The organism is Mycobacterium sp. TH-M25 (assembly GCF_057473665.1).
Map to the genome: position 1 here is coordinate 1 of NZ_JBYCLA010000512.1, position 19,034 is coordinate 19,034.

Genomic DNA, 19,034 nt, shown 5'->3' on the forward strand with positions numbered 1-19,034 from the left:
ATGTGACCCGCGTCTACTTCCGCGATCCCGAGACGCGAGCGTGGAGCACGCTGATGTGGGAGCACGCCGCGTCGCTCGACATGCCGCTCAGCGAGGACGCCCTGCAGTTCGCCCGCAAACTCGCCGCCTCGAAGTACACCTACCCCGACGACCGGCTGGCGGTCGCCGATTTGTTGGAGCGGTGGAATCTGGGGCTGGGATCGTCGGTGGCTGAGCGCCGGATGGCGTTGCGGCTGTCGCGGGAGGCCGCCCTGCTGGACTGCGCCACAGGCGACGACCCTGTACAAACGTTGCCGTCGGTGGCGAGGGTGCTGGCGAAAGCCTCTCCGCCCACCGTTGACGACCGCGCGCCCGTCGAGCAGGACGAGCCCGAGGCCGGCGATGACGACGCCGACGACGACCTGGACGCCGTCGATGAGGACGATTTCTACGCCGACGCCTTCGAGGACGCGTGAGCACCCCCGACGAGGTGGACGAGCCGCGTGCGCTTGGGTTGGACAACCTGACCTTGGCGCGCAAGGAGGGCTGGCAGCGGTTTGTCAACACCCCGGCCCGTATCCCGCCGGAACCGTTGACCCGCAACGACATCGAGGCGCTCGGGGATAAGGCCTACGAGGACTACAACCGGCAGCGCCGGGAATGGCACGCCAACCTCGGCCCGATCGAGACCACCCAGATGGCCGAACTGCACGAGGACCTGTGGGACGTCATCGACAGCAATCTTCAGGACGGCGACAAGGCCAAGGGCGCGGTCGCGATCGACGCGTTCCCCGGTTTGGGTAAGACCACCTCGGTGCTGGCGTTTGCCAAGGCGTTTCACCGTCGCGAAGTCGCTGCGCGCGGCGTCATGACCGGCGCCGGGCACGAGCATTGGCCGGTGTGTCGGGTCGGGCTGACCGGCAATACCGGAATGGTCGACTTCAACCGGGCCATGCTGGCGTTCTTTGCCCACCCCGGCGTTACCCGCGGCAACGCGGCGCATTTCGCGCACCGCGCCCTGGACAACGTGTTGGCGTGTGAGACGCGCGTCTTGATCGTCGACGATCTGCATTTCCTGCGCTGGCGCAACACCGTCGGGGTGGAGATCAGCAACCACTTCAAGTACATCGCCAACGAGTTCCCCGTCACGCTGATCTTCGTCGGGGTCGGGCTCGCGGCGCGGGGACTGTTCTCCGAGGGCTCCTCCTATGAGGACGCGGTCATCGCCCAAACCGGCCGGCGCACCACCCGGCTGGACCTGAGCCCGTTCACCATCGACAGCGACGAGGGCCGACTCGACTGGCGCCGGATGCTGCTGGCGATCGAGAAGCGGATCGTGCTGGCCGACAAACGTCCCGGCATGCTCGCCGATGACTTGTCGGACTATCTGTTCGCCCGCAGTACCGGGCACATCGGCTCCTTGATGACCCTGATCAACCGGGGCTGCCAACGCGCGGTGCGGACCGGCGCTGAACGCCTCGACCGTGACCTGCTCGACCGCGTCAAAAACGACGCGGCCTCCGAAAAGGGCCGCCAGGAGCTGGAGACCGCGTTCCAGGCTGGCCGCCTGAGCACCCGGGTCGGCAAGGCCGGCTGACCGTGATGCGGACCCTGCCGATCCGTGTCGCGCCGGCCGACGGGGAAGCCCTGGACTCCTGGCTGGAGGCGATCGCGCACCGCACCCACTGCGCCTTCGGCGACGTACTGTCCGCGGTCGGGCTCACCGGAGACCACGAGGTCGGCACCGGCGGGTGGATGGTGCGACTAGGCCGCGGGCAGGCATCGGCGATCAGCGAGGCGACCGGGATCAGCGACGCGACGATCCACGCCATGACGCTGACTCATTACGGCGGCCGGGCGTTGGGCATCAACGCCGACAGCGGGACGCTCAGCCGCGCGTTTCCGTGGGGCCGGGTGAGCGGATCACGTTTCTGTCCGGTGTGTTTGGAGGAGACCGGCGGGCGTTGGCAGCTGGCCTGGCGGCTGGGCTGGGCGTTCGCCTGCACCACCCACCATTGCCTGCTCGCCGACGCGTGCCCATCCTGTGGCGCCGTCCAGCGCCGCCGCATCCACGTCGGCGACATCATCCCCGCACCGGGACGCTGCGCTCATCCCGCAACCGAGGCCACCGGCCGCGCCCCGGCCCGATGCCACGCCGACCTGACCGCCGCACCCGTCGCGGTGTTCGACACGAATCATCCGGTCATGCATGCTGCGCGGATCATCGACGCCGTCCTCGACACCGAGGCCCCCACATTCGGCGTCTACCACACGTGGCCGCAGTCGCGGGTCAACGTGCTGGCCGACATCCGGGCCGTCGCCGGACGAGCGCTGGCTTACGGCACGGCACGCGAACTGGAGGCCGTCGTCCCGGCGGACCTGCTCGCCGCCCACCGTGTAGACGACCCCCACGTGGGTCGGCGATCTGGGCCGGCCCGCGCCGACGCGAAACCCGGCCTGGCGGCGCCGGCGCGAGCGGCGACCGCTGCCGTGGGAGTGGTGGCCGCGCTGCGGGCACTGGACTGTCCCGACATCGGCTCCGCCGGGGACGCGTTGCGCTGGCTGGTCACCTCCTCGCGGGAACGCGGATTGGCCGTGCGCGCCACCAACATCGGGTGGGGCAAGGACACCACGCCCGTGCTCGTCGGGGCTCAGCTCGCCGCGCTGGGTCCACTGCTTAATCCCAGCGATCAACTGCGCTACCGCATCGGCACCCCACGACCGGCCCATCCCGCACCCGGCGTGGCAGCCTCGGCGGCGTTGGCCCGCCGGCTGCCCACGATGCTGTGGCCGGGGTGGGCGCTTCGGCTGTCGATCCCGAACTGTCATCAGCGCCAGCTACGCCCAGCGCTGGCGATCGCCGCCCTGCTGGTCAACAGCAGACTCACCCTCGATGAGGCCGTCGAGCGGATCGACAGCCCGATCGACGGACACGCCGCCTCCCGTGTCCTGCAGCTGCTCGAACAGCACGACCAGTGGGACAGCATTCGTGCCGCAGTCATCCGAGTGGCGGGCTACTGCGCTGATCACGACATGGGGATCGACTATCACCGCCGCCGCCGGCTGGACTATGCGACGCTGCTGCCCGACGACGCGTGGGCGCGGATCTGCCGCGACACCGCCACGCCGGGACGGGGATCGGCGCGCGCCAGAATCGCCCGCGGCCATCTCTTTGAGCAACTCACCGCGCTACCCGTCGGTTATGCGCCGTTCGCGATTGACACCGGCGAGTTCCGGACCAAGGTCGCCGACTTCCCCCGGCACCTGACCCCGGACCTGGCTGCCGCGCTCGATGAGCATGGCCACGAGTTTCTCTCCGCCCGGGGTGTCCGCGACGAACCCGTCACCTGGCACCCGCCGATGGCGATGCTCGATGATCTCCAGTTGCCCGGCCGAGACCCGGCCGCGGTCGACATCGGCGAGCTGCATCGGCTGATCCGCGTCGCCGACCACACCCTCGGCGCGACCGCAGCGCACCTCGGCATCACCCTGGACACCGTCCGATACCTCCTCACCACCCACCCGGCGCCGACCACGGAGCCGGCGACTCCCGATCACGCCCGGGTCCGCGGCGCCGCATACCGCGCCGCGAAATCCGCGCTGTCCCCGCAGCGGTTGCGGGACCTGTACGAGAAACAGGGGCAGGGGCTTCGCGAGATCGCCGCCAGCATCGGTGTCGACCGCAAAGCCATCGCCCAACTCGCCCGCGACTACGGCATCGCGCTGCGCGCATCTGGTCGCCACACACGCCATCACGTCGACCGTGACTGGCTTTATGACCAATACGTCACCAAACGTCGCACCCTGCCCGACATCGCCGCTGAGGTCGGCATGAGCACCCCCAACATGGCTCGGTGGGCCACAACCCACGCTATCCCGATGCGCGCTCGGGGCGGGCCCAGCCATAGCGCCAGCCTTGCCGCGCGCAGCGCGGTCGCTGAGGCACCCGAATTGATTCGGCCGGCGCTGGCGGGAATCGGCGGCTGGCAGCGGCTGCAGCGCTTCGCCGCCGCGGCGCGATACCCGACGCTGACCCTCGCAGCCCAAGAATTGGGCTTAAATCAATTCGGGCTGGTCGACCAGATCAACCGCATCGAACGCGAACTCGGCACCAAACTTTTCATCCGCGCCGAGCGCGGACGCCCCATGCAACTCACCGACCACGGCGCGAGAGTCGTGGCAACGGTTCGGGCATGTCAACGCAAAAGCCAGCGCTAAGGCGTCTGGGGGCGGCGGTTCTCAGCGATCTGCGTCGAGCTCGGCGAGCCAGCCATTGACGCGCCGCATCTCATCTCGTGTGAGTCCGATCTCGCCGTCGCAGCGAATCGACAACGTTGGTGCGCCCCGGTCCACCGGATTGCCGCGCATATCGACGCGGGCAAGTTCTGACGCGTGGTCATCGATCCACACCAGCGGCCGACCCCGGTACCGGTTCCAAAGCGCGTCACTCTTCCACTCGATAGCGCCCAACCCGTACATGCGCGGGCGGTGATGGCCCTCCGCCACATCGGCGTGGAATTCGACCGCCAACGGCAGCACCGGAAGGCCCAGCAGCGGGCCGAACACCTCGTTGGCGTAGTGCTCCCAGGTGGTGGCCCAACCGACTTCCACACCGCGGCCGAGCAGGCACCGGATCCATTCGGCATGTTCGTCGTTCACCAACACGTGGCCCGCGACGGCTTCGAGGCCGTGGCCGCGCAGAAAAGGTAAGTGCCGCCCACGGGCGGGCAGAGTGATCTCGATCTCGACGTACCCGGGCAGGCGGGCAGTCCACGCCGGATGGGAATGCTCGACGGGATGCGGGTTGAGCACCCCGTCGATGTCAAGGGCGACCAAGGGCCGTGATGTGCGTGGCATCGGTGAGCTCGCTGCTCCCAGTTCAGCGCAAATCGGGTCAGTTGCTATTCAGTTTGACCATCTGCCGGTCAGATGAGACTCTGGTCGGCTGCCCATTTCACGAACGACCACCAAACGATGACCCTCACTGACGACGAAGCAACTGACCTGACCGTCGAGCTGATCGGCGGCAATGCCGCGCACCGCCGACACATCACCAATGTCGCTGACTGGCTGGATGATCTGGAAAGCGGTGTGCGTCCGGCACTGCGCGCGCTGGGCGAGCTGCTGGTTGGCGTCGCCGAACGCGACAGTGCCGAGACCGCTGAGCGGTTCACGGCCCGGTGCCTGGGCGTTGCGGACACCGGGCACTTGCTCGACGAGGAACGCCCACTCAACCCGGTGTCGCGGTTGACCACCGCCGTGGCGCTGGCGGAGTGGATCGACGAGCACGCCCACGTGTGCGAGGTCGGCCCGGGCGAGTACACCTACCCGCCGAAGTGGACGCAGACTGAGGTCGGCGGCCAGCGCTACCGCCACCCGCTGTGTCTGCAGGTGCACTTCCCCGTCGGAACCCTGCTGGACGACACCGGATGCGTCATCGCGATCGAAGCCCGCGACACCATCATGCACTCGGCCGACACCGGCCACGACTACCTACCCTCGCGTGTGCAATACCTGGCCGACCAGCGGGCCCGCGCCGTGCAGGCCCGACGCACCGCCTACCGGGCACGACACCACCACCCCAAACACGACCTCTAACGCGCCTCTAACGCGCCCGCGACCTCCGCAGTGACCGCGAGCACGGCCTGGAGTAGGGACTCGAGCTCTGAGTAAGCCGGCCAGCGCCGATCACCAGGCAGCCGGCACGCTTGCGGCGCCGTTCCGCGGTGGGCAGGTGGCGGCCAGCAAAGGTGCCGCTCGCGCGCGGACGCGGGTATTAACAGTTGTTACGATCCGTGAAATCCTGCCTTCAAGACGCCGCGAATTGGCTCCTAGCTCTGCCTCAACAAACCCTCAGTAGGACGGTTGGTTGCCGGTAACTGATCGGGTCGAGGGTCGCTATCGGCGACCTGCATTGCTGCTTACCGGCCGGTCGTACAGGCAAGAAAAGGATCGTCAGCGAACCCCTCAGAAGTGTCTTATTAGGAACGATCACGATCGCTATATGTAAACATTCTTTGAACTGGAATCCGAGACTCCGATCGAGCAGGTGCCGGTGGCCTGGCTGGGTCGTGGCGACTTCCCACGACTGAAAGGTCACAGCAAAGTACACACCGCGTTGGTGATCGAGGCACTCGATGTGATAGCGACGAAAGTGGCTACGGCCATCCGCGCCGAGGTCCCATCATGCGGCCGGGTCCCATCATGCCTTGCATCATCGCAGGCATTCCGTCTCGGACAAATCCGGTCACCTCGAGGGCGTGGGCGCGGATGGCTTCGGTGATGACGGGATCATTAGAGGCTTCTTCGGCGATGACACCTGTGGGCGTGAGAATCAATTGACGGTGGTAATCGCTGGCGTTATGGAAAAGCGTCGGTAAGCTCTGGCTCATGCACATCACCTCACTGCCCTGATCCAGACGCGAGTACATGCTCGACACGTGCGCGTGCAGTTGCGCAGCGAGATCGGGCGAAGCGGATTGGGTGGTGGTGCGCGCGCCGCCGGGGATTTCCTCAACCGTGCGGGTGATTTCGGTGTGCCGACTGAACATTTCCATGTATGCGCTCATGTCGGCCGGACTGGTACCCATCATACCGCCGCCATCGGTGAGGCGGATTCGCCACACGGGGGGTACTTTGACGACGCGAAGCGCGTATCCGATGCCTACGGTTGCACTCGCACCGAGCGCGGCGAGCGCCGTCCGCCGCGTGAAGTTATTAGCCATACGTTGACCTGCTGGCATCCCGGTTGTGTCGGTTGGGCGTCACTCGCTTGTGCTGGGCTGGTCGACGGACAGACCACGAAGCTGCTCGGCGACATCGGCCAACTTCTGCTCGAGGTCGCGCTGGTGCTCTTCGAGTGCGCGCCGCCGCGTCGCCGCCGTGACCTCGGCAGACCAGCGTGGCCCGCAACAACCACAGCCGCGCCCGCGGGCCGGTCCTCTGCTGCAGCAGCCGGCCCCGCGATCAATCTGCGAATCCTCGACCTCGTCTCGCTGCGTTGTTTTCATGGTTGTTGCTCTCCTTTCTGGATCTCCTCAATCCGCTTGGCGACAGCGTCATAACGCTGCAGCAATGTCTCGATGCGCTGCACTCCAGCCCTTAGCGACGTCGCCCAAGCGCCAAGCAAGGCGGCACCCTCCCCGGTGAGCTCGTATGTGCGCTTGAGCGGTCCCGGCACTTCGTCGTTCCACGACGACCTCACAAGGCCTTCGACCTCGAGCGAACGCAACAGCCGATACAGGTTGCCGAAGTCGACCCTGCCTTCGTCGAGCAGGCCCTCCAGGGATTCGGCTACCTCGTAACCGTGGCTCGGTCGTTCCGCCAACAACAACAACACGGCGGGTTCAGCGAAACGCTCGACCTTCGCCCGGACCTCGAAGGCGGCAGGGCCGACGCGGCACCGGCAGCGCGGCTGGCGAGCTGTCGTCATGACCAGAAGTATATGTCACTTACACAGGTAAGTCTACGATGGCGGCCTGGGGACGAACTACGCGTCGACGATGTGACGTTGCGCGGGCACAGCAGACGGGCGTTGCTGTCCGGGCTGATCATGTTGTGCACTGCGTCCGCAGCCTAAGGCCGTGCGGCGGCCGGTTTGGCTGTGTGCGCGCGCCGAACGGCTGCGAACCGACCGCGCGGCTCGAAGGGAACCGCAACCGGTGCCGCGCTGGGCGCTGTCGTCGCCTTCCTGGCTGCTGCGCCGGTGACCGTCGACAGCGGGCCGCATCGGGCGTTCTTATGCGCAGGACCCGAGCAGCCTGGCAGTCCCCAACACGAATACGGCAGCACGATTTGCCGGGTACATGCGACCGAACACATTGGAACACAATAGATCTGGAGGGGAGATGTCGAACAGGCCGACAGCGTAGCTTCCCGGCTGGCTCGGTTGGGTGCCATACATCTGCGGGTGTACCTGAAACGTCGACTGCCAGTGGGCGCGCTGCGCGTCACGCATATCAGGCGCGGTCATCGCCGAAAGCCTGCGTCGCGGTGGAATCCGACCCGCTGCGTCGGCGTAGCGGGTCAGCCAAGATCCCATCAACTTCTGCCTCGAATTGCTGAAGGGTCAACTCACCACGCGCCACACGTTCCTTCAGCAGATCAATCAGCGATTCGCTGTGCAGCTCTTCGAATTGGGTGCGAGTGATCTCGCCACGCGCGTAGCGCCGCCGCAGCACCACCTGCGGGTCCTCACTTATCGACACAGCGGTCGAGCCGGATTGATCCTGGCCGATAGCGCGGCCGGTGCCGCACATCGGCGGCCAGCGACCACCGCCGCGACGCACGGCCACCACCGCCAGGCTCACCACCACCGCGAACACCAGCAGCATCACCACGGGGAAGAAAAACATCGGTGGCCAACCGGGGTTCCAATGCATCATCATGAACGCCCCTCCGGTATCAAACCGAGGTTACACGCATCGCCCCTCGATGAAATCGCGCCTTGACGTGACGTCGGCTGGATGATCGTGGCCAGCAAACCTGGTTTGGAGGTATCTGGAAAGGCGGGGAGCCGCAAACGTGCGGGCGCATCCAAGCCGATAGGCGTAAGCGGGCGTTTCACCGGACCGTCCGCATCGTGCGGCTTTACCGGTCGGGACAGGCAATCCGGGGGTTGCCGGTTCACCGTAAATCCAGCCCCTGTGGGCGCACATAGCCAGCACCTCGCCCGACAGGGCCCGCAACCGCACATCCCGCGGGCATGCCAGCTAAAGGGGTCGCCGGCGGGTCCGATGCCAGGCGGCCGGGATGCAGTGCGGGAGGGGTCGGGCTGCTCAACGGTTTACCAGCCCAGCGTGGTCGGCACCGGCCAACCGTGTCGGGCGCTGAACAGGTAGGTGCGTTCGAAGGCGCGCTTGGCCCACAACCAGCGTCGGCCCTGTGAGATGGCGGGAATCTTCTCCCGCGGTGGCCGCACCGGGCTGACAGACATGTAGATGCCCTGATCGCCCATGTCCAACACGCAGCGGGCAACGAGGTCGGTGCGGGCCGCTTGACCGCCAGCGATCCGGGCGACGATGTCGGTGGCGGCGATGGTGGCCATCTGCTCGGTCATATGCCCGGTTTTAGGGAAGTTGACCGGCACCGGTGTCTCTGCGACCGGCGCCACGGCGGCTGCGACACCGACCGCGTAGACACCGTCGGCGTCGGGATGCCGGTAGCGCTCGTCGACGCTGATGAAACCCTTGGGGTTGGCTAAACCCGGGCTCGATGCGACCGCCGCGACTCCCGCCAGTGCGGGGATCACCATCGACAGCGTCGACGGGATCGACGTCGCACCGTCCACCTCGATCCCGGCGGCGCCGATCCCGCGTATCGCGGTCGAGGTGCGGTAGATAATGTCGCGTTCTTCGAGGGCGCCTTCGAGGAATTGGCGCAGTGTGCCGGCCCCGCCCATGCCCATGTGCCCCAGATAGGGTTCGGGGGTGATAAAGCTGATCGGCACCGCGTGCCGTAACCGGCGTCGCCGCAGCAGATGGTCCAGCTCGAAGACGAATTCGTAGGCCGGGCCGATACAGCTGGCCCCGGGGGCGGCGCCGACCACGACGGGGCCGGGTTGCTGCAGCAGCCTGTTGATCGCGCGGCTGAGTTCGTGGGCCTCCGGCGCCGACATCAGCGAATGCCCGGGGCCGTCGAACGGACCCAAACCGGGCACCGCCTCGTTGGCGCTGCGGTGCCCGGTGGCCACGATCAAAAAGTCGTAGCGATATTCGCCCTGATCGGTGCTGACCGTTTTTGTGCCCGCGTCGATGCGCTGCACGGGTTGGCAGACGAAATCGATGCGTTTACGTGCCAGTGCCGGCGCCAGGGCAAACGAGATGTCGTCGATGCTGCGCTGTCCCATCGCCACCCAGGTCAGCGAGGGGATGAACACGAATCGGGGATCCTTGGCGATCAGGGTGATCCGCGCTTGATCGGGTTTCAGGTGGCGACGCAGGTGGTAGGCGGCGGTCAATCCGCCGAACGAGCCCCCGATGATCACGATGTTGGTGGTCATGGCTTCAGCGGCGCGTTAGACGTTGATGATGTGGTCGGCCCAGGCGCTCCACTCGGCCAGTTCGCTCATCGAGGAGCGGTGGGCGCCCTCGATGAGCCGGTCGGCGGGTAGGCCGCGGGCGTCCATGCACGCCCCGCAGTTGCCGATCACCCCGCCCTTGGCGACCAGCGCGGCGGTCATGGTGGCCAGGTTGTAGTAGCCGTTGGGGACTTTCTGCCCGGCGGTCACCGAGATGACGGCGTCACCGAAGTTGAACACCCGTACCTGGTTGGCCGGATCGGCGTCGAGCAGCTGGCGCGCCCAGCGGATGCCGTTGTAGGTGCGTTCGGTGCCGTACGCCGGATCGTGCAGGACGAACAGATATTTCACGGTTTCTCCCAGATAAGACGGGCCGGTGGTCCGGCGTGTCGCCGACGAGTGCGACATCATGTGTTCTATAGTCCTCCAAAGAACATTGGATACCGTAATCCAAAGAACGTTGGAGATGCAAGTGGATGGACACACCGATCGCAAAGCGGCTCTGTTCGAGCAGATCGCCCGGGTCGGCAAGGCGCTGGGCCACGGGCGGCGATTGCAGATCCTGGACCTGCTCGCCCAAGGGGAGTGCACCGTCGAGGCGATCGCGGCAGCCACCGCGATGAACCTGACCACCGCCTCGGCGAATCTGCAGTCGCTGAAAGCCGGCGGGCTAGTCGCGGCACGCCGCGACGGGACCCGGCAGTACTACCGGCTCACCGGACCTGATGTGGCCCGGCTGTTCGCGCTGGTGCAGAACGTCGCCGAGGCGCATCTGGCCGACGCGGCGGCCGCGGCCGCCGCGGTGCTGGGTTCACCGGCGGATGCGATCACTCACGACGAACTGGCGCGCCGCACCGAGGCCGGGGAGGTCGTGCTCGTCGATGTGCGCCCGCATCAGGAATATGTTGCGGGTCATATCCCGGGTGCGATCAACATTCCGGTCGCCGAACTGGCCGATCGGCTCGCCGCGCTGCCCGCTGATGCTGAGATCGTCGCCTACTGCCGCGGCGCCTACTGCGTGATGGCCCCCGATGCGGTGCGCATCGCCCGGGCCGCCGGGCGCACGGTCAAACGCCTCGACGAGGGCATGCTCGAATGGCGGCTGGCCGGCCTACCGGTCACTGAGGGTGCCGCGGCCGGCGCCCGATGACTGCCACCGGCCGCCCACGGCATGACACTGCCCACCCGGTCGACGATCAGGTGCTGCTGCGCCGGGTCGGGCGCCGCCTGCTTCCGCTGCTGCTGGTGCTCTACGTGGTGGCGTTTTTGGACCGGGTCAACATCGCCACCGCCGCACTGAGGATGAACGCCGACCTGAAGCTGTCGGCAAGCGTCTACGGGTTGGTCTCGGGCAGCTTCTTTCTGGGTTACGTCGCGTTTCAGGTGCCCGCCAATTGGGTGTTTCACCGAATAGGGATTCGGCGTTGGCTGGCGGTGCTGTTGACCGGGTGGGGGCTGTTCGCCGCGGCCCCGGCGTTCGTCGATGACGCCGGTGGGCTGATCGTCACCCGTATCGCGTTGGGAATCGCAGAGGCCGGTTTTTATCCGGCGGTGATCTGTTATCTGGGCCGCTGGTTTCCGCCGGCGGCCCGCGCCCGCGCGCTGGCGGTGTTCTTGTTGGCGATCCCGATCGCCAACATCGTCGGGATGCCGGTGTCGAGCCTGCTGGTTGCCCACGGCGCGGTGGGCGGCCTGGCCGGCTGGCGGGTGATGTTCCTCGCCGAAGGCCTGCCCGCCGCGGTGCTGGCGCTGGTGGCGTTGCGCGGCCTGACCGATAGCCCCGAGCACGCCGGCTGGCTCAGCGCCGCCGAGAAGACCGCGCTGGCGCACCAGCTGGTGTCGCCAACCCCAGGCCGCGGCGCGTCGTTCGCCGCCGCGTTCACCGACCGGCGGATGTACGCGCTGGCCGCGATCAACGCCGGCCTGTACTTCGCCCAGTTCGGGGTGCAGTTCTTTTTGCCGCTGATCCTCAAAACGCTCTACCCACACGCCTCCATCACCATGATCGGTGCGGTGGGGGCGGCCTGCTTCACCGCGGCCGGGCTGGCGATGCTGGGCTGGAGCCGCCGCTCGGATCGGCGTGGCGACCGCACCATGCATCTGGTCGCCCCGGCCCTGGCCGGCGCCGCCGTGATGGCCGGCGCGGTAGCGTCCGGGTCGCGGGTGCTGCTGGCGGTCGGCGTCGCGGGCACCACCGTGTGCGTGCTGGCGGCGATCCCGATCCTGTGCAGCATCACCACCGCCTGCTGGAGTGGTGCCGCCGCCGCCGGCGGCATCGCCGCGGTCAACAGCATCGCCAGCATCGCCAGCGGCCTGGGCCCGTACGTGACCGGCTTCGTCACCGACGCCACCGGCGGCTACGACACCGCCCTGCTGCTCATCGCCGCCGCCCTGGCCGCCACCGGCCTCGGCGCGCTCGCCCTGGGGAAACCAGGCTTGCACGGCGGAGCCTGCCGCAGGCCGACACAGGTAGACGCCGAACCCACCGCCTGACCCAGCCCCGCTGAGCGCGCCCGCACCTTAGATGGCGTCGAGGGCGTGGGCGAGGTCGTTGACGAGGTCGTCGGCGTCTTCGAGCCCGACGGACAACCGGATCATGCTGTCGGGGATGTTGCGCGCGGCGCGTTCGGCCGCCGACAACCCGTGGTGGGTGGTGGTGATGGGCTGGGTGACAAGGCTTTCCACTCCGCCAAGGCTGGGCGCAATAGAAAACAGGCGCAGCCGGTCGACCACCGCAGCGGTCTGTTCACCGGTGGCGTCCAGGACGACACTGAGCATGCCGCCGCACCCGCGCATCTGCGCGTCGACGACCTTTTTGGCTGTACCGGTCGCCAAACCCGGGTAGTTGACGTAGGCCACCCTGGGGTGAGTCGCTAAAAACGCCGCCAAGGCGGCGGCGTTGGCGTTTTGCGCGCGCACCCGCACAGGCAGCGAACGCAGCGAGCGCGCCAGCAGCGACGCGGTCTCCGGGGCGATCATCTGGCCAAGGTTTTTGCGCCACACACCGACCGGGGTCACCAGGTCGGGCGGCCCGATCAGCGCGCCGGCCGTCAGGTCGGAATGCCCGCCCAGATATTTGGTCGCCGAGTGGATGACCAGATCCGCGCCGTGACACAGCGGGTTCTGGTTGACCGGGGTGGCGAAGGTGTTATCGACGACGGCCAAAGCGCCGCCCGCGTGAGCGATCGCGGCGATCGCGGCGATGTCGAACACCTGCAGGCTGGGATTGGTGGGAGTCTCAAAGAACACGATTCGGGTGCGCTCGTCGATCACCTGGGGCAGCTGATTGAGCTCGTCGCCGCGCAGAAACGTGGTGGTGATACCGACCTGGGGCAGGTTGTCGCGCAGCAATTCGAATGTGCCACCGTAGACGTCGCCGACGCAGACAATACGCTCACCGGTGCGCGTGTGCGCCAGAAACGTCGCCGACTCGGCGGCCATGCCCGAAGAAAACGCCAACGCCTGCTCACCATGCTCCAGGTCGGCGAGCTTGGCCTCCAGCGAACGGATGGTGGGGTTGAGTCCGTAGCGGGTGTAGAGGTTTCCGGCCTTGCGTCCCTCAACAACGTCGAGCAGATCCGCGGTGGACTCGAACGCGAACGTCGAATGCGTATACAACGGCGGGTGGATCGCGCCCTGGGGATCACGCACCTCACCGGCATGCACGCTACGCGTGGACAATCCACGGCCACTGGCATCCGCCATGGCTACCTTCCTTACCGGGTGCTCGATGTCGTCGCCCCGGTGGCCCGCTGTGTGGTTATGTCCTTGACCGAGGAAACACCTCCGGCCACACTACAGGTGGGAGGCTCTGGCGGTTTACACACGCTGCCGTGTCCAAATCTCGTTGTAAACAAAGAGGTGAAACCGTGGCAGAACTCCACACCAGCCCGACCAACGGCGTCGACGTCACTAAGCTCGTGGAGACGATCAAGACCATCGACGCTGACCCGGAGCTGGCGAATTTCCAGTTCCGCGCCGAGACCACATGGGATGGCGGCGCCCATAGTCGAACGTCGATTCAGGGTTTTTATGGAGCGGGTTGCGAAGACACCAGCCGCAGCGAACCGTTCACTGTGGAGTCCGATGAGCCGCCCGTGCTGCTGGGCGGCAATGCCGGACCGAACGCAGTCGAAATCGTGCTGGCCGGGCTGACGTCGTGTCTTGCGGTAGGACTTGCCTACAACGCTGCGGCAAGCAATATCCGCATCGACGAGTTGGTCCTCACCCTCGCCGGCAACCTCGACCTGCGCGGTTTCCTCGGCCTGTCGGAGCAGGTTCGACCGGGCTATCGCGACATCCACGTCACATGCCGCGTGAAAAGCGACGCCTCAGCCGGGCAGCTCACAGATTTGTTTGAATACGTTCAAAAGACATCGCCGGTGCTGGATATCATCCGCAACCCGGTCGAGGTGTCGTTACTGCTGGAAACATGAACCGGCGCACAACGATTCCCGATGCATGCCATACGCACTGCAGTTGGGTATTCAACAGTGGCGCATCGGGCCGAGCTAGCTTCGATGAGTACCTTCGATTGCACCTCCGCCACGTGCTCGGCTGCGTGATTGGGCCAAAGCATCGTTGAGACTGCCCGCATTCATTTGACTGATCTGAAGGGACACCTCATGCCGACACCTCGAAGCGGTCACGCGAGTATCGATATTGCGGCGCCACCGGAGATGGTGTACGACCTCGTCGCCGACATCACCCGTATGGGCGAGTGGAGTCCGGAGTGCTACCGGTGTGAATGGTTGGACGGCGCCACCGCTGCGGCACCGGGAACAAGGTTTCGCGGCTACAACCGTCGCAGTGGCTATCGCTGGGAACGCACAGCCCTGGTAGACGCGGCTGATCGCGGCCGCGAGTTTGCCTTTACCACCATCAACGACGGAAACGGCCGTCCCGAAACCCGCTGGCGCTACACGATGAAACCCTCAGCCACGGGCACCGTCCTGATTGAGGATTTCGAGTTTTTGTGGTGCTCCCTGGCAAACAGAGCCGCCGAAATGCTGCTGCCCCGTGGACGTCAAATGCGCCAAGGTATCCAAGAAACACTCACGCGCGTCAAACGCGCAGCCGAGACGGGCCACTACACGCAACGGCCCGAACGACACAACCGGCAACCGGAGCGACCCCGCGAATCTCGTTGATGCGCGGTGATGCGGTCGGTGGCCCCACAGCGTCGAACGCAACGCCTACGCCTTGCTCACCAGCCCGGTGCTGTCTCTGCGGTATCGGCAACGGCGAAACAATGCCATCGTTTTGTGGAACCTGACACCACCGGCGCCCCGGGCCGGATCACAGGCACTGTTTTGGCCAGGCTGGGCAATGCGGCCGGCAGGCACGTTCATGATCAACCATTTCGACCTGTTCGGGTTGCGGCACGTGCATCTGGACCGTCATGGCGGGAACACTATCCGCTACCACCGCCACCTCAAACCAGTCATCAGCCGAGAAGGAATTCGGCCCGAAGACGGCCATGTCGGCGAATTTGGCAGTCGTTTTATCACGTCAGCACCGCGGCCCCGAGCCGGTTTTCGGCGCGGTATGCCCGGACCAGGCGCTGATCAGTTGGCCTGCGGCGGTGACGATGTCGGCGGTGCTGGTGTAGCGGCCGATACCGATCCTGATAGTCCGTGCGGCTTGTTCTGGAGTCAGGCCGAGCGCAGTTAATACCGGCGATGGTGTGGGATTGCTGGCATGGCAGGCGCTTGCGGCGGAGAAGGCCAGTGCTGTAGTTGCGGCCATGAGTTGGGTTGCCGTGATGGCGGGAATGATGAGGCTGAGGTTGCCGGGCAGCCGGTGCACGAGCGACCCGTTGACCGTCACGCCCGGAATGCCCGCTAACAGCCTGTCGAGCAGTTGGTCGCGCAGGCCGCGGATGCGGGCGGCATCGGCGTCGTGTTCGGTGCGGGCGATCTCGGCGGCGGCACCGAGGGCGACGGCGCCTGCGACGTTTTCGGTGCCTGCCCGCAGCGCGTGTTCCTGGCCGCCGCCGACGAGCTGCGGCCGGATCGGTGTGCCGCGGCGGATGTATAGGGCGGCCACGCCCTTTGGCGCGTACATCTTGTGGCCGACCAGCGTCAGCAGATCCACCCCCAGGCCGTCGACGTCGATACCGAGGGTGGCGGCGGCTTGAGCAGCGTCGGTGTGCAGCAGGATCCGGTGTTCGGCGGTGATGGCGGCGATCTGCGGCAGGGGTTGCACGGTGCCGATTTCGTTGTTGGCCAGCATCACCGAGACCAGAATCGTCCCGGATTCCACGCTCGCGGCGATCACGGCAGGGTCGACCCGGCCGTCGGGACCAACAGGGACTCGGGTGATCCGAAAACCGTTGTCAGCCAAGCTGTCGCAAGTCGAATGAATAGAAGGGTGCTCGATGACGGTGACGATGATGTGGTCACCTCGCCCGGCGGCACGCTGAGCATGGGCGGCGCCGGTAAGGGCAAGGTGGTTGGCTTCGGTGCCACAAGAAGTGAATACGATCTCGGTCGGCTTCGCGCCGATCAGCGCCGCAACCTGGTCATGGGCGTGCTCAACGGCGGCGCGGGCGACGCGTCCGTAGGCGTGTGAGCTCGAGGGGTTGCCGAACTCGCTGCTCAGATACGGCAGCATCGCTTCCAGCACCCGGGTATCAATCGGGGTGGTCGCCTGATAGTCCAGGTAAATTGGGCGGTCGGTCATCACCGTTCCATCTTGCCGCCGGGTTCCATCACGTCGCTGAGCCCCGGCACGCCTCACCTCATCGCGGGCATTCCGTCCGGACAAATCCGGTCACCTCGCCGGCGTGGGCGCGGATGGCTTCGGTATTGGCGGGATCATCGGGAGGTTTCTTCGGCGATGACGCCCGAGGACGTGAGAATCAACTGGCGGCGCTAGCCGGGGGCGCTACCGAACAACCCCGGCAGGCTCTGGCCCATACACCTCACCGCCCTAAACCACGGGCGAATACTTGCCCGACACGTGCACGTTGCAGTTGCGCAGCACAAGCAGGGGAGGCGGATTAGGTGGTGGTGGTTCGCACGCCGCCGGGGACTGACCACGCGTCCGAATGTCGGTGTAAAAGCACGGCCCGGTTCGTCGCTTCGCCGTTAGTGCACGGGCGGCGAAAGTCGGACCCAACACCCCACCCACGCCGCTGCGTACGGCGGTGTCACGGATAGGGAGGGCTCATTGAGAATCAATTCGGATCAGGTGTGTGAAAATCCCCTGGTCAGAGACGTTCCTGGTTACGGAGCTACCACCGGTGCGGTAGAGGGGGGTGTGTCGGGTTGGGGTTCGGTACTCGGACGCACGTGACGGGCTTAGAGGGGCTTAGAGGTATCGGCAGACCTGTTCGGCGGTGCAGGTGGCGGGTTCGGGTGTGGCTGCCTGACTGCGTAATTGGGCAATCGTGTCGCGGAGGGCAATGAGTTTGCCGATCTGCTCGTCGAGGTCGGCGAGTCGGGTGTCGAGAAGATCGCGGACGTGCTCGCAGGGGGCTTGACCGCGGTCGCGGATTTGGAGGATTTGGCGGATCTGGGCGAGCGTGAGCCCGGCGGCCTTGCCTCGGTGGATGAAGTCGATCCTGGTGACGGTGTCGGGTGGGTAGTCGCGGTAACCGGTGGGTGTGCGTTGGGTTTCGGGGAGCAGGCCTTGCTCCTCGTAGAACCGCAGGGTCTTGGTGCTGGTGCCGACCGCGTCGGCCAGCTCCCCGATCCGCACTGCCCGTACCTCCCGCGTGATGTTGAGGACTTGACCTTCACCTGTACTGGAAGGTCCATTCTGGCGCCATGAAACGGGTTACTCAAGCGATTCAAGAGGAGAAGAGCTAGGTGCAACAGATTGTGCGCATGATGACCGACAAAGTGGGCGTCGTGGGCGCCGTCGTGTCCGCCATGGCGTGCGCCATGTGTTTCCCGGCGGTGGGCGCTATCGCAGCCGCCCTCGGACTGGGATTTCTGTCCCGTTGGGAAGACGTCTTCATCAACGTTTTGCCGCTGTTTGCGGTGCTCGTCCTGATCGCCAACGGACTGGGGTGGTTGGCTCATCGGCAGTGGCATCGCAGCGCCCTGGGGATGATCGGTCCCATCCTGGTTCTGATCGGGTGGGTTTCTTTCATGAGCGGTGTCCTAGCTCAAGGGCCGGCCAGGGTTGTGCTGTACGCGGGACTGGCGGTCATGGTCGTCATCGCGGTGTGGGACCTGGTCTTTCCCAGTAGCCGCCGTTGCGGGCCCGAGGGCTGTGAACTGCCCGCGGAACACCGATGAAACCCCTGGGCCAAGTGGAAAAGGCGAGGGTCGATCTTGCCGTGGTCGGGTCGGGCGGGGCGGCGTTCGCTGCCGCGATCCGCGCCTCGACGCTGGGCAAGTCGGTGGCGATGATCGAGCGCGCCACGGTAGGTGGGACGTGCGTGAACACCGGCTGTGTGCCGTCCAAGGCGCTGCTCGCCGCAGCCGAGGCCCGCCACGTGGCGCTGGACTCCGGCCGATTCCCCGGGATCAGCACCGGTGCCGACCCTGTCGACATGCCTGGACTCATCGCGGGAAAGCGGTCGCTGGTCGAGGTGTTGCGCGCGGAGAAATACCTCGACATCGCCGCCGACTACGGCTGGGCGCTGCTGCGCGGGGATGCCGCGTTCGACGGCACCCCGGACGCGCCGGTCCTGCGGGTGACAGCCCAAGACGACAACAGCAGGCTGGTGGTGGCCGCGCACTACTTGGTCGCGACCGGCTCCCGCCCCACCATCCCCGCGATTGATGGACTCCACCAGGTCGACTACCTGACCTCGACCACGGCGATGGAACTCAAGGAGATCCCCGAGACACTGCTGGTGCTCGGCGGCGGCTATGTCGCCTTGGAGCAAGCCCAGCTGTTTGCCCGGCTGGGCGTCACCGTCACCATGTTGGTCCGCTCCCGGCTGGCCTCCCGCGAAGAGCCAGAAGCCGCCCAGTCTCTGCTCGAGGTGTTCGCCGACGAGGGCATCCGGGTCGTCGATCAGGTGGTCGTTGACTCGGTGCGGACCGATCCGGCCACCGGGCGGGTGGTCGCGGTCGCC

The 19,034-nt window shown here is 66.3% G+C and carries 20 protein-coding genes and 1 pseudogene; 10 read left to right on the top strand and 11 right to left on the bottom strand.

From position 1 onward, the window contains the following. From AC2VOU_RS17235 to AC2VOU_RS17245, 3 genes and pseudogenes are all read left to right on the top strand, one after another. Positions 1-455, top strand: a pseudogene (locus AC2VOU_RS17235) (transposase); the annotation flags it as partial. Next, on the top strand, positions 452-1,576 hold the full coding sequence (locus tag AC2VOU_RS17240) for an ATP-binding protein (RefSeq protein ID WP_486958462.1): 1,125 nt from the start codon (positions 452-454) through the stop codon (positions 1,574-1,576). The pseudogene AC2VOU_RS17235 and the gene AC2VOU_RS17240, both read left to right, overlap by 4 nt. Before the next feature lie 5 nt (positions 1,577-1,581). After that, entirely contained in the window at positions 1,582-4,197 is a 2,616-nt protein-coding gene (locus tag AC2VOU_RS17245) for a TniQ family protein (RefSeq protein ID WP_486958463.1), read from the top strand. A gap of 21 nt (positions 4,198-4,218) precedes the next feature. Here the strand turns inward: AC2VOU_RS17245 and AC2VOU_RS17250 are convergent, their stop codons facing one another. Next, positions 4,219-4,836, bottom strand: a complete 618-nt coding sequence (locus tag AC2VOU_RS17250; protein ID WP_486958464.1) for a hypothetical protein — start codon at positions 4,834-4,836, stop codon at positions 4,219-4,221. A gap of 117 nt (positions 4,837-4,953) precedes the next feature. Between AC2VOU_RS17250 and AC2VOU_RS17255 the strand changes: the two genes are divergently transcribed. Continuing rightward, a complete protein-coding gene (locus AC2VOU_RS17255) occupies positions 4,954-5,577 on the top strand; it encodes a hypothetical protein (protein WP_486958465.1) in 624 nt (207 codons plus the stop codon). A 560-nt stretch (positions 5,578-6,137) separates the two neighbouring features. Here the strand turns inward: AC2VOU_RS17255 and AC2VOU_RS17260 are convergent. The 6 genes from AC2VOU_RS17260 to AC2VOU_RS17285 form a co-directional block, all read right to left on the bottom strand. After that, the gene (locus tag AC2VOU_RS17260; RefSeq protein ID WP_486958466.1) at positions 6,138-6,722 is read right to left on the bottom strand and encodes a hypothetical protein; all 585 of its coding nucleotides are present in this window, start codon (positions 6,720-6,722) and stop codon (positions 6,138-6,140) included. 21 nt (positions 6,723-6,743) lie between these two features. After that, on the bottom strand, positions 6,744-6,989 hold the full coding sequence (locus AC2VOU_RS17265; protein WP_486958467.1) for a DUF5320 domain-containing protein: 246 nt from the start codon (positions 6,987-6,989) through the stop codon (positions 6,744-6,746). Further along, entirely contained in the window at positions 6,986-7,411 is a 426-nt protein-coding gene (locus AC2VOU_RS17270; protein ID WP_486958468.1) for a PadR family transcriptional regulator, read from the bottom strand. The genes AC2VOU_RS17265 and AC2VOU_RS17270 overlap by 4 nt, the downstream gene beginning before the upstream one ends. 526 nt (positions 7,412-7,937) lie before the next feature. After that, a complete protein-coding gene (locus tag AC2VOU_RS17275; RefSeq protein ID WP_486958469.1) occupies positions 7,938-8,366 on the bottom strand; it encodes an SHOCT domain-containing protein in 429 nt (142 codons plus the stop codon). Between the two features lie 398 nt (positions 8,367-8,764). Further along, positions 8,765-9,979 carry an NAD(P)/FAD-dependent oxidoreductase gene (locus tag AC2VOU_RS17280; protein WP_486958470.1) on the bottom strand — a complete coding sequence of 405 codons (1,215 nt, stop codon included), beginning with the start codon at positions 9,977-9,979 and terminating at the stop codon, positions 8,765-8,767. A 15-nt stretch (positions 9,980-9,994) separates the two neighbouring features. Then, entirely contained in the window at positions 9,995-10,408 is a 414-nt protein-coding gene (locus AC2VOU_RS17285; protein WP_486958471.1) for a DsrE/DsrF/TusD sulfur relay family protein, read from the bottom strand. A gap of 61 nt (positions 10,409-10,469) precedes the next feature. On the opposite strand from AC2VOU_RS17285, the gene AC2VOU_RS17290 reads away from it, so the two are divergent. Both AC2VOU_RS17290 and AC2VOU_RS17295 read left to right on the top strand, forming a co-directional pair. Beyond that, a complete protein-coding gene (locus tag AC2VOU_RS17290; RefSeq protein WP_486958472.1) occupies positions 10,470-11,147 on the top strand; it encodes an ArsR/SmtB family transcription factor in 678 nt (225 codons plus the stop codon). After that, positions 11,144-12,490, top strand: a complete 1,347-nt coding sequence (locus AC2VOU_RS17295; protein ID WP_486958473.1) for an MFS transporter — start codon at positions 11,144-11,146, stop codon at positions 12,488-12,490. Before AC2VOU_RS17290 ends, AC2VOU_RS17295 begins: the two co-directional genes overlap by 4 nt. Before the next feature lie 27 nt (positions 12,491-12,517). Here the strand turns inward: AC2VOU_RS17295 and AC2VOU_RS17300 are convergent, their stop codons facing one another. Next, the gene (locus AC2VOU_RS17300; RefSeq protein WP_486958474.1) at positions 12,518-13,702 is read right to left on the bottom strand and encodes a trans-sulfuration enzyme family protein; all 1,185 of its coding nucleotides are present in this window, start codon (positions 13,700-13,702) and stop codon (positions 12,518-12,520) included. A gap of 215 nt (positions 13,703-13,917) precedes the next feature. On the opposite strand from AC2VOU_RS17300, the gene AC2VOU_RS17305 reads away from it, so the two are divergent. Both AC2VOU_RS17305 and AC2VOU_RS17310 read left to right on the top strand, forming a co-directional pair. Further along, the gene (locus AC2VOU_RS17305) at positions 13,918-14,433 is read left to right on the top strand and encodes an OsmC family protein (protein ID WP_486958475.1); all 516 of its coding nucleotides are present in this window, start codon (positions 13,918-13,920) and stop codon (positions 14,431-14,433) included. 129 nt (positions 14,434-14,562) lie between these two features. After that, a complete protein-coding gene (locus tag AC2VOU_RS17310; RefSeq protein ID WP_486958476.1) occupies positions 14,563-15,147 on the top strand; it encodes an SRPBCC family protein in 585 nt (194 codons plus the stop codon). A gap of 148 nt (positions 15,148-15,295) precedes the next feature. Here the strand turns inward: AC2VOU_RS17310 and AC2VOU_RS17315 are convergent, their stop codons facing one another. From AC2VOU_RS17315 to AC2VOU_RS17325, 3 genes are all read right to left on the bottom strand, one after another. Continuing rightward, positions 15,296-15,478, bottom strand: coding sequence for a hypothetical protein (locus AC2VOU_RS17315; protein ID WP_486958477.1), 183 nt, complete (start codon positions 15,476-15,478; stop codon positions 15,296-15,298). A gap of 30 nt (positions 15,479-15,508) precedes the next feature. Then, a complete protein-coding gene (locus AC2VOU_RS17320; RefSeq protein WP_486958478.1) occupies positions 15,509-16,681 on the bottom strand; it encodes a cysteine desulfurase family protein in 1,173 nt (390 codons plus the stop codon). Positions 16,682-17,311: 630 nt separating this feature from the next. Beyond that, a complete protein-coding gene (locus AC2VOU_RS17325; RefSeq protein WP_486958479.1) occupies positions 17,312-17,701 on the bottom strand; it encodes a heavy metal-responsive transcriptional regulator in 390 nt (129 codons plus the stop codon). Positions 17,702-17,829: 128 nt separating this feature from the next. On the opposite strand from AC2VOU_RS17325, the gene merC reads away from it, so the two are divergent. Both merC and AC2VOU_RS17335 read left to right on the top strand, forming a co-directional pair. After that, positions 17,830-18,246 (top strand): organomercurial transporter MerC, encoded by a 417-nt coding sequence (gene merC / locus AC2VOU_RS17330; protein ID WP_486958480.1) that lies wholly within the window; start codon positions 17,830-17,832, stop codon positions 18,244-18,246. Further along, the coding region (locus AC2VOU_RS17335; RefSeq protein WP_486958481.1) for an FAD-dependent oxidoreductase at positions 18,243-19,034 on the top strand (792 nt) is incomplete at its 3' end. The genes merC and AC2VOU_RS17335, both read left to right, overlap by 4 nt.

Coding starts and splice junctions, on each gene's coding strand:
- AC2VOU_RS17300 (WP_486958474.1), bottom strand. CDS start 13,702: ATGGCGGATGCCAGTGGCCGTGGATTGTCCACGCGTAGCGTGCATGCC.
- AC2VOU_RS17275 (WP_486958469.1), bottom strand. CDS start 8,366: ATGATGATGCATTGGAACCCCGGTTGGCCACCGATGTTTTTCTTCCCC.
- AC2VOU_RS17285 (WP_486958471.1), bottom strand. CDS start 10,408: ATGATGTCGCACTCGTCGGCGACACGCCGGACCACCGGCCCGTCTTAT.
- merC (WP_486958480.1), top strand. CDS start 17,830: ATGATGACCGACAAAGTGGGCGTCGTGGGCGCCGTCGTGTCCGCCATG.
- AC2VOU_RS17270 (WP_486958468.1), bottom strand. CDS start 7,411: ATGACGACAGCTCGCCAGCCGCGCTGCCGGTGCCGCGTCGGCCCTGCC.
- AC2VOU_RS17295 (WP_486958473.1), top strand. CDS start 11,144: ATGACTGCCACCGGCCGCCCACGGCATGACACTGCCCACCCGGTCGAC.
- AC2VOU_RS17250 (WP_486958464.1), bottom strand. CDS start 4,836: ATGCCACGCACATCACGGCCCTTGGTCGCCCTTGACATCGACGGGGTG.
- AC2VOU_RS17260 (WP_486958466.1), bottom strand. CDS start 6,722: ATGCCAGCAGGTCAACGTATGGCTAATAACTTCACGCGGCGGACGGCG.
- AC2VOU_RS17265 (WP_486958467.1), bottom strand. CDS start 6,989: ATGAAAACAACGCAGCGAGACGAGGTCGAGGATTCGCAGATTGATCGC.
- AC2VOU_RS17255 (WP_486958465.1), top strand. CDS start 4,954: ATGACCCTCACTGACGACGAAGCAACTGACCTGACCGTCGAGCTGATC.
- AC2VOU_RS17320 (WP_486958478.1), bottom strand. CDS start 16,681: ATGACCGACCGCCCAATTTACCTGGACTATCAGGCGACCACCCCGATT.
- AC2VOU_RS17280 (WP_486958470.1), bottom strand. CDS start 9,979: ATGACCACCAACATCGTGATCATCGGGGGCTCGTTCGGCGGATTGACC.
- AC2VOU_RS17245 (WP_486958463.1), top strand. CDS start 1,582: ATGCGGACCCTGCCGATCCGTGTCGCGCCGGCCGACGGGGAAGCCCTG.
- AC2VOU_RS17315 (WP_486958477.1), bottom strand. CDS start 15,478: ATGGCCGTCTTCGGGCCGAATTCCTTCTCGGCTGATGACTGGTTTGAG.